Origin of the sequence: Flavobacterium sp. IMCC34518, from assembly GCF_027111095.2 — a bacterium.
Taxonomy (GTDB): Bacteria; Bacteroidota; Bacteroidia; order Flavobacteriales; family Flavobacteriaceae; genus Flavobacterium; species Flavobacterium praedii.
Genome location: NZ_CP114284.2, coordinates 3112100 through 3126010 on the forward strand (window position 1 = coordinate 3112100; position 13911 = coordinate 3126010).

At 31.4% G+C, this 13911-nt stretch carries 14 protein-coding genes; 7 read left to right on the plus strand and 7 right to left on the minus strand.

Annotation, left to right across the window (positions count from 1 at the left end; genetic code table 11):
* The first annotated feature begins 360 nt into the window (after positions 1-360).
* Together OZP06_RS13300 and OZP06_RS13305 are read left to right on the plus strand one after the other, a co-directional pair.
* On the plus strand, positions 361-804 hold the full coding sequence (locus OZP06_RS13300) for a response regulator (protein WP_269222289.1): 444 nt from the start codon (positions 361-363) through the stop codon (positions 802-804).
* Positions 805-1246: 442 nt separating this feature from the next.
* A complete protein-coding gene (locus tag OZP06_RS13305; RefSeq protein ID WP_269222290.1) occupies positions 1247-2599 on the plus strand; it encodes a DEAD/DEAH box helicase in 1353 nt (450 codons plus the stop codon).
* A 145-nt stretch (positions 2600-2744) separates the two neighbouring features.
* Here the strand turns inward: OZP06_RS13305 and OZP06_RS13310 are convergent, their stop codons facing one another.
* Complete coding sequence (locus OZP06_RS13310) at positions 2745-3869, minus strand: lactonase family protein (protein ID WP_269222291.1); 1125 nt, start codon at positions 3867-3869, stop codon at positions 2745-2747.
* 312 nt (positions 3870-4181) lie between these two features.
* On the opposite strand from OZP06_RS13310, the gene OZP06_RS13315 reads away from it, so the two are divergent.
* From OZP06_RS13315 to OZP06_RS13330, 4 genes are all read left to right on the plus strand, one after another.
* Positions 4182-6110, plus strand: coding sequence for a BatA domain-containing protein (locus OZP06_RS13315; RefSeq protein ID WP_281323826.1), 1929 nt, complete (start codon positions 4182-4184; stop codon positions 6108-6110).
* Between the two features lie 30 nt (positions 6111-6140).
* Positions 6141-7394: a dihydroorotase gene (locus tag OZP06_RS13320; protein WP_269222292.1), complete on the plus strand. Its 1254-nt coding sequence runs from the start codon at positions 6141-6143 to the stop codon at positions 7392-7394.
* Positions 7395-7400: 6 nt separating this feature from the next.
* Positions 7401-7727 carry a hypothetical protein gene (locus tag OZP06_RS13325; protein WP_269222293.1) on the plus strand — a complete coding sequence of 109 codons (327 nt, stop codon included), beginning with the start codon at positions 7401-7403 and terminating at the stop codon, positions 7725-7727.
* 64 nt (positions 7728-7791) lie between these two features.
* Positions 7792-8466, plus strand: coding sequence for an alpha/beta hydrolase-fold protein (locus OZP06_RS13330; protein WP_281323827.1), 675 nt, complete (start codon positions 7792-7794; stop codon positions 8464-8466).
* 38 nt (positions 8467-8504) lie between these two features.
* Here the strand turns inward: OZP06_RS13330 and OZP06_RS13335 are convergent, their stop codons facing one another.
* Together OZP06_RS13335 and OZP06_RS13340 are read right to left on the minus strand one after the other, a co-directional pair.
* Entirely contained in the window at positions 8505-9008 is a 504-nt protein-coding gene (locus OZP06_RS13335) for a hypothetical protein (RefSeq protein WP_269222295.1), read from the minus strand.
* A 10-nt stretch (positions 9009-9018) separates the two neighbouring features.
* Positions 9019-9783 carry an MBL fold metallo-hydrolase gene (locus tag OZP06_RS13340; protein WP_269222296.1) on the minus strand — a complete coding sequence of 255 codons (765 nt, stop codon included), beginning with the start codon at positions 9781-9783 and terminating at the stop codon, positions 9019-9021.
* 99 nt (positions 9784-9882) lie between these two features.
* Here OZP06_RS13340 and OZP06_RS13345 point away from each other — a divergent pair, with 99 nt between their 5' ends.
* Positions 9883-11343 (plus strand): TonB-dependent receptor, encoded by a 1461-nt coding sequence (locus OZP06_RS13345; protein ID WP_281240192.1) that lies wholly within the window; start codon positions 9883-9885, stop codon positions 11341-11343.
* Positions 11344-11443: 100 nt separating this feature from the next.
* Here OZP06_RS13345 and bcp read toward each other — a convergent pair whose 3' ends face one another.
* The 4 genes from bcp to OZP06_RS13365 form a co-directional block, all read right to left on the minus strand.
* Positions 11444-11896 carry a thioredoxin-dependent thiol peroxidase gene (gene bcp / locus OZP06_RS13350; protein ID WP_269222297.1) on the minus strand — a complete coding sequence of 151 codons (453 nt, stop codon included), beginning with the start codon at positions 11894-11896 and terminating at the stop codon, positions 11444-11446.
* A 114-nt stretch (positions 11897-12010) separates the two neighbouring features.
* Positions 12011-12316, minus strand: a complete 306-nt coding sequence (locus OZP06_RS13355) for a DUF6787 family protein (protein WP_281240190.1) — start codon at positions 12314-12316, stop codon at positions 12011-12013.
* A 394-nt stretch (positions 12317-12710) separates the two neighbouring features.
* Complete coding sequence (locus OZP06_RS13360; protein ID WP_269222298.1) at positions 12711-13142, minus strand: DUF6146 family protein; 432 nt, start codon at positions 13140-13142, stop codon at positions 12711-12713.
* Positions 13143-13301: 159 nt separating this feature from the next.
* Positions 13302-13859: a DUF937 domain-containing protein gene (locus OZP06_RS13365; protein ID WP_269222299.1), complete on the minus strand. Its 558-nt coding sequence runs from the start codon at positions 13857-13859 to the stop codon at positions 13302-13304.
* Positions 13860-13911 lie beyond the last annotated feature (52 nt).

Here is a 13911-nt window from a genome sequence, read left to right on the forward strand (position 1 = left end):
TAAAACAATTTTCTTTTTTTAATTGTCATATTCTATTTTTTCGTTGGGTTTAATCTAATTCAGTACAGAATGAATAGAAAACGGCACTATTGTTCACATAGCGTAGCTGTTTGAAAAGTAAAAGGTCTATGCTACTTTTTTACACATTATAAAGTCTTTGTTTCTCCTAAGTTAAAAAATAATTTTAACCCACGGTCGATTTTTTTATGCCGTTTTTGTTGACTTTATCGAAGGTTTTGTTCTTTTTAAAAATATAGTTAGGTGTTTTGGCACGATTGTTGTAAAGGTGAGTAAAATGATTTATCACACATTCATTTTTCAGTGAAAAAAAAATTTCAATAAAACGAGTCTATCTAAAAGATGATGAATAAAAATAACAACATAAAGAATTCAGATTTAAAAATACTAATTGCAGAGGATGATGAGTTGATGGTTAAAATCCTTGAATTCATTCTAAAAAAAGAAGGCTATCAAGTTACTTCTTGCAAGGATGGTTTGAGCGCCATAGAAAAAATTCCTGAACTTATTCCTGACTTGATAATTACTGATATATTGCTTCCTTTTCGATCTGGATTAGAAATAATAGGGTACTCCAAAGAGACTTTTGAAAATATACCTGTTATCGTAGTTTCTTCACTAGGAGAAGAAGAAGGGACAGTGGTTGAAGCTTTTCGTTTAGGTGCTGATGATTTTGTTTCAAAACCCTTTAATCCTAATGAGTTATTGCTTAGAGTAAAACGTTTGTTTACCTTAAATAATCACATTTTAAAACAAAAAGAAATGCCCGTAAGTATTAGTGCTTAAGCTTCGTTACGAAGCTCGATTATTCGATAATAACAATGTGAACAGACTATTTTTCAAGAAGGAAATGAAGTTCTGTGAATGCCAAAAATAAATAGTAATCAAGTATCTAATATTTTTGTGTTTTTGATTTTAAAAAATAGGTGTAAGTATTTGGTTTTACTGAAGAAACCAGATGTAGCAAATTTTTAATGCGAATCTGAGTTGTAATATTTCATAAGTCTTTTTAATGTTCCTTTTCAATACTATAAAACCTCTATATGCTTTTTGTAAAAGTAGTCAATAGGGGTTTGTTTATTTTTGCTTTTTTTCATTTTTATATAATTTAGTTCAGACAAAGTATAACGATGTTCTTTGTTAATTCAAAATCAATTACGATCAAAGTTAGCAAGACCTTTCTATCCTTAGTTTCAAAAAACCTATCTTTGCACAAAATTTACATACAATGAGCACTTTCGAACAATTCAATCTCCCTAAATCTGTCCAAAAAGCAATAGATGATTTAGGTTTTACGACTCCAACTCCAATTCAGGAAAAAACTTTTTCTGTGATAATGTCTGGTCGTGATATGATGGGAATTGCACAAACAGGTACAGGTAAAACATTTGCCTATTTATTACCTTTATTAAAATTATATAAATTTACTCCTGGACATACTCCAAAAATTGTGGTTCTTGTACCTACAAGAGAATTGGTAGTTCAGGTTGTAGAAGAAGTTGAAAAATTGACCAAATACATGTCGGTTCGAACAATTGGAATTTTTGGTGGAGTAAATATCAACACCCAAAAGACAACTGTTTATCAAGGTTGCGATATTCTTGTAGGAACTCCAGGTAGAATCATGGATTTAACATTGGATAATGTGATTCGTTTTGAGGAAATGCAAAAACTAGTTATCGATGAGTTTGATGAAATGCTGAATTTAGGTTTCCGTACTCAATTAACCGCAATTTTGGCTATGATGCCAAAAAAACGTCAAAACATATTATTCTCAGCAACAATGACGGATGAGGTCGATGCGATTTTGAATGATTATTTCGATTATCCCGAAGAAGTTACACTTTCTGCATCAGGAACACCTTTAGAAAATATCTCACAATCAAGTTATCTTGTTCCAAATTTTAATACCAAAATCAATCTTTTAAAACATTTATTGCAAAACAATGAAGACATGAGTCGTGTATTGGTTTTTGTAAATAATAAAAAGATTTCGGATATGGTTCACGAACGTATCGAAGAAGATTTTGAGGATCAGTTTGGTGTGATTCACTCCAATAAATCGCAAAATTATCGTTTGAGTACTATGGCATCTTTCCAAGAAGGAAATCTTCGTGGTTTGATCACTACGGATATTATGGCCAGAGGTTTGGATATTTCGAATATTACGCATGTAATCAATTTCGAGATGCCTGAATTACCCGAATTATACATGCACCGTATTGGCCGAACAGGACGTGCAGATGCCACAGGAACCGCTATAAGTTTTATTACGCCTAGGGAAGAGGAATCCAAAGTAGCGATCGAAATATTAATGAATACCGAATTGCCCATTGAAACTTTTCCTCTAGAAGTGGAAGTATCAGCTAAACTAATCGAACCCGAAAAAGACAGACAGCCAATTAAGTTTTTGATGAAAAAACAAAAATTGGAAGGCGATGGTGCTTTTCAAGAGAAAAGTAAAAAGAACAAAAAAGTAAATCTTGGAGGGCCTGGAGTTACCAAGAAAAAAACACATGGTTCTGTAAATAGAAATATGTTGAAAACCAGAGATAAAAAACGAAAAGACAAAAATAAATAGTTTTCAATTTGTAAAAAAAAATAGCCTAAAGTTTACTCTAGGCTATTTTTTTTGGTAGTAAATGAGTTGTTAATCTACTTTTTTAAAGTAGTGTGTTCCTTAGTGTTTTTGTAGAAAATCGAAAAAGAGCACGCAATGCTACTTCTTATTTTTCCTTTTTCTCATCACTAAAAACCAAACAAACGGGCGAACATAATTCTATTTTTTGCCCAGAGTCTTTTAATGTACCTTTCCTTTTATTGATTTTAAAAATCACAATATCATTTGAGTATTGATGTGCTATCAATAGAAACTTACCCGTTGGATCTATTACAAAATTTCTAGGACCTTTTCCTAAAGTACTCGTTTGTCCTTTGGATTTTAATTTTCCATTTTTCAAAACTTTAAAAATTGAAATTGTATTGGCATCTCCTCTATTTGTAGCGTATAAAAAACGTCCATTTGGTGTAATGTGGATATCCGCAGCACTAGTGGTTCCATTGAAATCATTTGGTAAAATTGTTGTTTCATGGATTTGCGTTAGCGTACCATTTTTATATTTGAATGTTGTCAAAGAACCATCTAATTCTTGCAATATATATACAAATTTACCTTTTTTACTAAATATTAAGTGTCTTGGTCCACTTCCTGCTTTTACAGAAACACTGTCTTTTAAAGTTAAAATTTCAGTACTTGCATTAGGTTCATAAGCATACAAAAATACCTTGTCTGTTCCTAAATCATTACTCAATACATATTTTTTATCTGGCGAAAAATAAACCATATGTACATGGGGTTTCTCTTGTCTCTCGCTATTGACACTTTTCCCAAAATGCTGAATTACTTGTTTGGCTTCGGTTAAACTACCATCGGCATTTTTGCCAAGCACAGCAATATTTCCTCCTGAATAATTGGCAACAATTACATTTGTATCATCATTAATTAGGTAACAAGGATCAGCTCCTTTAGAATTTACACTATTAATCAAATTCATTCTACCGCTTTGTGGATCAAATCCAAAAGAACTTACTTCACTTTCATTTCCATTTTCTTTAACCGCATATATGAACTTGCTTCCCTTGGAAAGCGATAAATAACTAGGATTTATTATGCTGTCTGAAGATTTTTTTAATCTAATATTGGCATTATTGCTATCAAACTCATACACATATATGCCTCTACTCTCACAAGTTTTAGTATAGGTTCCTACGACAAGATTAAGTTTGTTTTTCTGAGCCTGCATTGTAAAAAAGGATACAATCAACAGAATAATAAGGTAGGTGTGCTTCATAAGCTTTAATTGAATTTGATATTTGTACTGCTATTCATGTTGAAATTAATTTTGGTATATATCCATTTCAAAAGTTGATATCGAATATTACTATATTGAATCAATTTTAGATTAAAAAAAATATGTATTTGACTGTAGTGGTATTGCTACAAAAGTAAAATTACGTAATTAATTTAATAAAGTGATGTTTTGTTATTTGTTTTGAAAAATAATTACAACTTCCTATAAAACTGTTTACAAATTTGTATTTTTGAACGGAGGAATTCCTTGAATACTTTCATAATAAATCTTTGAAGCAAACAAACCTTTAGAATGCATTTTAAACAACCCGAAATTCTTTACTTTCTATTCCTGCTGATTGTTCCAATTTTGGTGCATTTATTCCAATTAAGACGATTCAAAAAAGAATATTTTACGAATGTACGATTCTTAAAGGCCCTTTCGATACAAACCAGAAAAAGCTCCGAAATCAAGAAATGGTTGCTTCTGGCTACTCGAATAGCATTGCTTACTGCTATTATTCTAGCTTTTGCTCAACCATTTTTTGAATCAAAAGACAGTAAAAATGCAAGTAATGAAATGTATATTATTCTTGACAATTCCTTTAGTATGCAAGTCAAAGGAAAAAAAGGTGAACTTTTAAAACGAGCCATTCAGGAATTACTTGAAGAAACCCCAGAAAGCACTAATTTTTCTTTATTGACCAATACTGATAATTATTGGAATACGGATATAAAAACCATTCGCAGTGAATTGCAAAACCTTAAATACAGTGCAACTCCTTTTCAAATCGATAATAGTATTGCAAAAATAAAAGCACATAAATCCGCTTTCAAAAAAGACATTGTAATTATTACTGATGCTGTTGGTTTGACATCAAACCAATTAAAAAATATAGGGACTGATATTATTCCGTATTTTATTGTTCCAAAGGCTGAACAAAGAAACAATGTTTCAATAGATAGTGTCTTTATTCGTCAAACATTGGATGATTTTTATGAGGTCAGTATTAATACCACTAATTTTAGTAGTGATTTTAAACCTGTTCCAGTAGCTTTATACAATCAAAACAAATTGATCGCTAAAACTATTTTAAATTTTAAAAACAAAAAAGAAACAGTCAATTTTACCATACCAAAAGAATCTTTTCACGGTTTTGTATCAATAGAAGACAACGATTTGACATATGATAATAGATTGTTTTTTAGTATTTCAAACATAAAAAAAACAAATATCATCACTATTGGTGTACCTGAAAAAAATAATTTCTTAAGTCGAATTTATACTCAAGATGAATTCAATTACACTTCTTGTTCATTAAGTACTTTGGATTATAACAGTATTGACAAGCAAGATGCTATTGTTTTGAATGAGTTGGACGAAATTCCCCAAGCTTTGCAAACCACTTTGAAATCCTTTGTTAATAAAGGTGGAAATTTAATTGTAATTCCATCTGAAAAGAGCTCAGTTGTAAATCTTAACTCATTTTTGAAACAATTTGGCGCTACACAATTGCATTCATTAGAGGAAAATGAAAAACAGATTACCAAAATCAATTTTAGTCATCCTTTATTTTCAGGAGTTTTTGAAAGTAAGACCAATAATTTTCAATATCCTAAAACCAAAAAAGATTTTACAATAACAACTAACAGTTCAGCTGTTTTGAACTATGAGGATCAATCTCCTTTTTTAATGGCTGACCGAATTAAAACTTCATCAGTTTATGTGTTTTCAGCGCCGTTAAATATTTCAAATTCAAATTTTCAGCAATCACCTTTAATTGTTCCTGTATTTTATAAAATGGCTTTAAGCAAGCAAAATAACGGAATTAATGCCTTTACGATAGGAAATAAGTCTTCATATTTTGTTCCAGTTTTATTATCTAAAGATGAAATCCTGACAGTAAAAAACCAAGAAAACAGTTTTATTCCAGTACAACAATTATTGAGCAATAAGGTACAGTTGTTCTTTGATGATTCTCCGGATAAAGCGGGGAATTATGTCATTTATGATGCTAAAAAAGCAATCGAAAACATCAGTTTTAACTATCCAAGAACCGAAAGTAATCTTGATCAAGTCGATCTTAATATTCTATCCGATTATAAAACAAGTGATTCCATTTCAACTATTTTTGATACGCTACAAACCAGCCGAAGTGACAATCAAATTTGGAAATGGTTTATTATCTTTGCACTGTTATTTTTGGTAATAGAAATAGCAATTATCAAATTTTTGAAATAACCTTTTAGTTATAAAAAAAAAACAAAACACATGAAAATAATCATCCGAAACGCCAAAATAATCGATTCAAATAGTTCTTTTCACAATCAGACTGTTGATGTTTTAGTTGCAGATGGTTTTGTGAAAAAAATCGGAACATCACTTTTAAATACAGATAATTCTGAAGAATTAAAATTAGAAAATCTACATATTTCACAAGGTTGGTTTGATAGTAGTGTTTCACTTGGGGAACCTGGCTTTGAAGATAGAGAAACTATTGCAAATGGCTTAGATGTTGCTGCCAAAAGTGGTTTTGCTGCCATTGCTTTACAGCCCAACTCTTTGCCTGTAATAGATAATCAATCGCAAGTTAATTTTGTAAAAAATAAAGCCAATGGTTTTGCTACACAGCTTTTTCCGATAGGGGCCTTAACGAAAGAAAGTGAAGGAAAAGATATGGCTGAATTATTTGATATGAAAAATTCTGGTGCTGTTGCTTTTGGAGATTATGCTAAAAGTTTGGACAATGCCAATTTATTAAAAATAGCTTTGCAATATGTGCAAGATTTTGATGGATTGGTTATTGCTTTTGCACAAGATGATAAGATAAAAGGTAGTGGAGTTGCAAATGAAGGTGTTGTTGCTACTCGTTTGGGGCTGAAAGGCATTCCAGATTTAGCCGAAGAAATACAAATAGTCAGAAACTTATTTTTATTAGAATATACTGGTGGTAAAATGCATATACCAACAATTTCTACTGCAAAATCAGTGCAACTGATTAAAGAAGCGAAAGCAAAAGGTTTAAATGTAACTTGTAGCGCTACGGTACATCATTTGGTATTAACAGATGATAAATTAGAAAGTTTTGATTCAAGGTATAAAGTTACACCACCATTAAGAACCGAAATTGATAGACAAGCCTTAATCAATGGAGTTCTTGACGGAACGATTGATTTAATTACTTCCGACCATAATCCGATAGATATTGAACACAAAAAAATGGAATTTGATTTGGCTAAAAACGGGACTATCGGATTAGAGAGTGCATTTGGTGCATTGATGACCGTACTCCCATTAGAAACTATAATCGAGAAATTGACTCTTGGAAAATCAATTTTCAGTATTCCTAATAATAGCCTAGCCGAAGGTGAAATAGCTAATATTACTTTATTTAATCCCGAAGGGAACAGTGTATTCACTAAAGAAAACATACTTTCTAAATCAAAAAATTCTGCATTTCTAGGTACTAATCTAAAAGGAAAAGCATACGGAATTTTGAATCAAGGGAAATTAATTTTAGGATAAAATATAATGAGCAACACAATCGAAGCTGGAAAAACAGCAGCAATTACCAGTTATATTTTAGGAATTGGCGTATTAATTGCAATGTCCATGAATAGTGAAGACAAAAATGAATTTGCTTCCTTTCATATTCGTCAAGGATTAGGACTAACGCTTACTTTTATTTCTTTGGGATTAATAATAAGCAATTTTGATAGTTTGATGATTTCTGCACCAATGTGGATTTTCATTTCGGTATTATGGTCCTACGGAGTCTTTAGCGCCATCAAGGGGGAAACAAAACCTGTTCCATTACTTGGAGAATACTTTCAGAAATGGCTTAAAAGCATTTCTTAAAAATACATTTCAAAATCTGAATTCTAAATTTTGCCCCATAAATTAAGGGACTAAAATACACAAAATGAAACTATCCTTAGAATATAAAATACGAGAACCTAAAGTGATTCTTGACAAAAATCCATTGTTGCTATTGCTTCATGGATACGGTAGTAATGAAGCTGACTTGTTTTCGTTTGCACCAGAATTACCGGACGAATATTATATTATTTCAGCACGAGCTCCTTATGACCTTCAATATGGAAGTTATGCTTGGTATGCTATCAATTTTGACGCTGACCAAAACAAATTCTCAGATAATGATCAAGCTCGAATTTCAAGAGATTTAATTTCAAATTTCATTGATGAATTGGTGGCTAATTATCCAATAGATGCCAATGATGTCAATCTATTAGGTTTCAGTCAAGGTTCAATTTTGAGTTATGCTGTGGCACTTTCGTATCCAGAAAAAATCAATAAGGTGATAGCAATGAGCGGATATGTCAATTTGGATATCATAACCGATGATTACTTAAAAAACAACCTTAGCAAACTTAAAGTATTTGCATCTCATGGAACAGTTGATCAGGTTATCCCGATTGAATGGGCTAGGAAAACACCGGGTATTTTAGAGAAACTTGGAATTGCAATCACATACAAAGAATATCCAGTGGGCCATGGAGTAGCTCCTCAAAATTTTTATGATTTAAAAAACTGGCTTAGCCCCCTAACCCCCGAAGGGGAAACAAAAACCGAATAACCTAAATGTGTTTTCGTACAACAATCCCCCTTTTGGAATTAGGGGGCTTGGTATAAAAATGTTTGATTAACTTCGAATGAAACACTTTCATCTTCGTTGATAAAGTATTTCAACAATACTTCTCCCCAATATTCTCCGTCACTGTAATCAGCAATTATCCAGCGGTTATTTAGTACCTTTATTTTGTTTATCGAAAATTTAGTAGCTCCCAATTGTACTTGTCCTGTATATGGATTCCCTTTTGGATTGGCATTCAAGTCTAATAATTGTGCCGTAACATACGGAATTAATGTTGTGTAATTTCGTATTTTTTCAGATTTAGCCGTTTCAAAGTAGTTTTGGGCATTTTCATTTTTTTCTAATGAAAAATAATCTACATCAGATAATTTATTGGTAACAGATACTAAACTATCTTTTAATTTAGTTGTTGTTTTTTTGTATTTTTCTTGTTCAAAGGTCACTTCTTTGCTCAAATACATATAAGTGTAAATGTTAAATACCAAAGACAAAATTAAGGCGTAAAGGAAAAATGATTGTTTCATAAAAATGCTATTAAATTGTAATTTCTAAATTATCATAAGCCAAGAAAACATTTGAAGGAAGTTGTTTTTGAACCACTTCGTGAAAGCCTAGCATATGACTAATATGGGTTAAATATGCTTTCTCCGGTTTCAGCAAAGCTATAAAATCGAGTGCTTCTTGCAAATTAAAATGTGTTTTATGAGGCTCAATTCGTAATGCGTTTACCACTAGTACTTTGAGGTTTTTTAGTTTGGAGATTTCTACTTCCTCTACTGTTTTTACATCAGTTAAATACGCAAAATCATCTATTCTAAAACCAAAAACCTGAAGGTCACCGTGCATAACATTTATTGGAATAGCTGTTTTATTTCCAATAGAAATAGGTGTATTGTTTTTTATTTCATGTTTTTCTACAGAAGGAGCGCCAGGATATCTATTAACGGTTTCAAAAATATAGTCAAAACGTTTTTCAATATTAGTCAATACTCTTTTGTGAGCATAAATTGGAATAGCTCCTTGTTTGAAATTAAATGGCCGAATATCATCTAATCCAGCCGTATGATCAGCATGTTCATGAGTAAATAAAATTCCATCAACTTTTTTACAATTCGAAGCTAACATTTGTTGCCTGAAATCAGGACCGCAATCGATTACGTAGGAGTAGTCATTCCATGAAATCCATACCGAAACGCGGAGCCTTTTGTCCTTAGGATCAGTACTTTTGCATACTTCATGATCACTACCTATAATTGGAATACCTTGAGATGTTCCAGTACCTAAAAAATATACTTTCAATTGTGTTTCTTTTTTTTACAAAAATAGAATTAATTCTCTTTCATTAGAAGCCTAATTAATTAACTTTGTAACATAATCGCCGAATTTAAACGAAAAAAAATGGAAGCCAAAAAGATAAAACTAAAAGGGGACAAAGTTATTGAGCAAATTCCTTCTTTAAAGGATAAAGCACTTCGTATTAATTTGAATGAAAATATATACGGTACTTTTGCTGAAATTGGAGCTGGTCAAGAAACAGTCAGACATTTTTTTAGATCAGGAGGTTCTTCTGGAACCATCGCAAAAGCAATGTCTGCCTATGATAAAGATTTTAGTGATGCTGTTTATGGTATAGAAGAAGACGGTCGTTATGTAACAGAAAGCAGACTTAAAAAAATGCTAACCTTTGAAGGAGAATTAATAGAAGAACGACTTAGCAGAACTAAACATCCTAATAAATTATTTTTTAGTTATGCCAATACTGTTGCAACTATCGATTTTGCTAAACAATTCAAAGGTCACGGATGGGTTGGCATTCGATACCAACTAGACCCAAGTGAAGCTTATAACGAAATCATCATCCATATTCGTTTCAAAGAAACGGATTCACGATTGCAACAAGAAACTTTAGGTATTTTGGGAGTGAATCTGATATATGGTGCATTCTACAAATACAATGATCCCAAGAAATTACTTCGATACCTCTACGATCATTTAGATAAAGATCAACTTGAAATAGATACTATCAATTTTTCAGGTCCTCGTTTTGCAGATGTAGACAATAGATTAATGAGTCTGCAATTGGTGAAAAACGGAATGACTGATGCGGTAATGTTTAATCCACAAGGCAAAAATATATTGCCGGCATCTATTCTTTATAAAAAAAACATACTTGCGTTTAGAGGTAGTTTTCGTCCTGTTACCAAAGTGAATATGGACATGTACAAACAATCTCTTAAAATGTTTTTGGAAGAGAATAAAGTAGAAAAAGAAAATACTTTGGTCATTTTTGAAATTACATTGTCTAATCTTCGTTCCGACGGAGAAATCGATGAAAGAGATTTTATGGATCGTGCCGAATTACTCTGTTCTCTTGGGCAAACCGTAATGATTTCTAATTTTCAAGAATATTACAAAGTTGTTGAATATTTCTCGAATTATACTAAAGCCAGAATGGGTCTTGCCATGGGGGTTAATAATTTAGTGGATATATTCGACGAAAAATATTACCGCCATTTAAGTGGAGGAATTTTGGAGGCTTTTGGTAAATTATTTTATCGTGATATGAAAGTATTTTTATATCCAATGTTGGGGGAAGAAGGAGAAATCATTACTTCCGAAAATTTAAAAGTGCATCCTAGAATGAAAGAACTTTACAAATTCTTTAAATTCAATGGAAAAGTTGTGGATATAGAGGATTACAATCCTGAAATACTAGAGGTATTCTCACGTGAAGTACTAAAAATGATTAGTGCTGGTAAACCAGGTTGGGAATCGATGTTACCTGATGGAGTACCTGAAATTATTAAAGAAAAACGCCTTTTTGGATATCAACCTAATTCAATTATAGAAGCTAAATAAGCAAATAGATATAAAGTAGATTTATTTATATAAAAAAAAACTCCAAAAAGAACAAATTGTTTTTTATTGGAGTTTTTTTTATTTTGAGAATCATTTGTTCTTATTTCAATATCTGATTTGCGTGCACTTTGGTTTTTACATCTGTAATCACATCGGTTATAATTCCGTTTTCGTCAATAACAAATGTAGTTCTATGGATGCCATCGTATTCTTTTCCCATAAATTTTTTGGGACCCCAAACCCCAAATGCATTGATAACCGTTTTATCTTCATCGGCCAATAAAGGAAAAGGAAATTCATATTTATCCTTGAACTTAGCTTGCGCTTTGGCGCTGTCTGCACTTACGCCGAGCAATTCGTAATTATTGGCTTGAAAACGCTCAAAATTATCTCTTAAATCACAAGCTTCTGCTGTACAACCGGGTGTTGAAGCTTTTGGGTAAAAGAAAATAACTAATTTTTTGCCTGTATAATCAGCAAGTTCATGTGTTTTTCCGTCTTGATCTGTACCTGAAAATTTTGGTGCTTTATCTCCTTTTTTTAATGTGGTCATATTTTATGTTTTTTTGAATGTAGAAAATTGAATACGAAAAAAGTTTTAAAATAGTAAGTTGAATTATTTATCGGAGTATTCAAAATTGTCTGATAACCGATAATTCAAATGTCCTTATTTATCATTGAAAAGAAAACCAAATCCCATACTTTTTAGCATTTTTTTTTCGAATCCCCAAAAGAATTTAAATTGACCAAAAAGGAAACCTATAGAAACCAATAGAACTTGATAAATAGGAAAAATCAACAATAATCGAATGGGAGTATACCAATGGCCTAGTTCCTCTTTTCCAATTCCCAACCATATACAAAAAGGTCGAGACAAATATGCAGAAGCTGATCCTGTAATGGCAAAAACAACAAATATTATGGCTAATTGCCAATTGGATGTTAATCCCCAACGTTGTTTTAATCGCTTCATTTTTAATTAATTCCTTTTTGCAAATATAACAGGTTTTAATGGTTGAATTTATTCTAATTTCTTTTTTTTATTTGGATAAATTTGATTTGTTACTTCTTTTTTGCGTGAGTGATGGAAGTGGAGCTCTTTTTTTGATTTCGTTTTTTTACGGAATCAAAAAAAAGCGGGAGCGAACAGCACGACCCATTGTTTCGTCTTTTTGGACGAGGCAATGGGGCACGCCCTAATCTTATTTTATAGACTGATATTGTATAATGCGATGCTCTTTTAATTTATTGATTTCATTAAACGCTATGCTTAGGTAAATTGACTAATTGTGCGTAAGATGGATTTAAGTATAAATAAAATTCTATTTCATGAGGCTATAATGTTATGGTAATCAGTTTTATATACATTATCGTAGTGGGACATATCCATTTAATTTTTGATTGTATTTGTTTTGAAAATATATCATATAATTATAAAGCAGATAATTAACTTCATAACCATAATTAACATTAGGGGAATAATCTATTATCATTTCATATAAATTAGGAGGGTAGAGTTGGGGTTGTCTAACTCGATTATTCCATTCCATAACAAAGATATTATTTTTGTTTTCTAAATAAGTTTGGGAATTATATCCTCGTGGATATGCTGTTGAATGTAGCCAAAAATCAAAACCAGGTTCTATGATAATTATTTCATAATTCAATTCTTCATTGGCAATTTTTATGGTGTCATTGCTTCCTGTTTTTTGTTTTTCATCATTTGAAAATTTTGGTTTGGAAGTGTTACATCCAATAATTGTCAAAAGAATGATTACTATGTAAATTATATTTTTCATAATAATGGATGTTTGAATAATTTAAAAAAAATAATAATCATAAAGTTATATAAAAAAAAATGTTTTGTGATGATAATGTGGTGTTTATGTTTTTTGTATTAAAAAAAAAGACACTCACTGATTTGTAAATGCCTTTTTTATTTTAAAATTGAGATTTTTTTATTTTCCAAAAAGTTTCCCTAGAAATCCACTAATGCCACCACTGCTTTTTGTTACTGCAATAGCGTCATTCAGGTCTAGTTTTCCATCGGCATTTTGGTCTAAACCAAATTGTGTTCCATATTTTGAAATAGTATCCATAATTCCAGAGGTTTCTGTACCACTTCCAGTAATTGCTCCAATTAAATCGGTTATTTGAAAGCTGTCTTTTGGATCATTTACTTTGTTTACTAATCCACCAAGAATTTGCGGAATCATACTTCCTGCTACTTCTTGGGACACATTACTGCTTAAACCAAATTTTTCTCCCAAGCTACTTGTAAGTTGTTGAGTAATTTGTTGAACAGCTGGGTTTTCTGGATTTTGGGCATTGTTTCCTTGTAATAATCCTGCTAGTTGTTCTATACCTCCTTCGGAAGCCATTTTTTGTAAGCTCGAAAAAATTGAATTTCCTGCTTCATTCATAACTCCTTCGTTATGTTCATTTGGGACTGCATTGTTATTTACAACTACTTCTTGTCCATACTGCTGTACTAATTGTGTCAATTGTTCAAACATAGGTTTAAAAGTTAAAATTAGATTTCAAATTTAATAAAAAAATAACGGTATT

What these genes read in the sequence shown, in the direction of transcription:
- OZP06_RS13365 (WP_269222299.1), bottom strand. Translation starts at nt 13,859, where the DNA reads ATGTTTGAACAATTGACACAATTAGTACAGCAGTATGGACAAGAAGTA.
- OZP06_RS13325 (WP_269222293.1), top strand. Translation starts at nt 7,401, where the DNA reads ATGAGCAACACAATCGAAGCTGGAAAAACAGCAGCAATTACCAGTTAT.
- OZP06_RS13355 (WP_281240190.1), bottom strand. Translation starts at nt 12,316, where the DNA reads ATGAAGCGATTAAAACAACGTTGGGGATTAACATCCAATTGGCAATTA.
- OZP06_RS13300 (WP_269222289.1), top strand. Translation starts at nt 361, where the DNA reads ATGATGAATAAAAATAACAACATAAAGAATTCAGATTTAAAAATACTA.
- OZP06_RS13335 (WP_269222295.1), bottom strand. Translation starts at nt 9,008, where the DNA reads ATGAAACAATCATTTTTCCTTTACGCCTTAATTTTGTCTTTGGTATTT.
- OZP06_RS13305 (WP_269222290.1), top strand. Translation starts at nt 1,247, where the DNA reads ATGAGCACTTTCGAACAATTCAATCTCCCTAAATCTGTCCAAAAAGCA.
- OZP06_RS13345 (WP_281240192.1), top strand. Translation starts at nt 9,883, where the DNA reads ATGGAAGCCAAAAAGATAAAACTAAAAGGGGACAAAGTTATTGAGCAA.
- OZP06_RS13330 (WP_281323827.1), top strand. Translation starts at nt 7,792, where the DNA reads ATGAAACTATCCTTAGAATATAAAATACGAGAACCTAAAGTGATTCTT.
- bcp (WP_269222297.1), bottom strand. Translation starts at nt 11,896, where the DNA reads ATGACCACATTAAAAAAAGGAGATAAAGCACCAAAATTTTCAGGTACA.
- OZP06_RS13310 (WP_269222291.1), bottom strand. Translation starts at nt 3,869, where the DNA reads ATGAAGCACACCTACCTTATTATTCTGTTGATTGTATCCTTTTTTACA.
- OZP06_RS13315 (WP_281323826.1), top strand. Translation starts at nt 4,182, where the DNA reads ATGCATTTTAAACAACCCGAAATTCTTTACTTTCTATTCCTGCTGATT.
- OZP06_RS13320 (WP_269222292.1), top strand. Translation starts at nt 6,141, where the DNA reads ATGAAAATAATCATCCGAAACGCCAAAATAATCGATTCAAATAGTTCT.
- OZP06_RS13360 (WP_269222298.1), bottom strand. Translation starts at nt 13,142, where the DNA reads ATGAAAAATATAATTTACATAGTAATCATTCTTTTGACAATTATTGGA.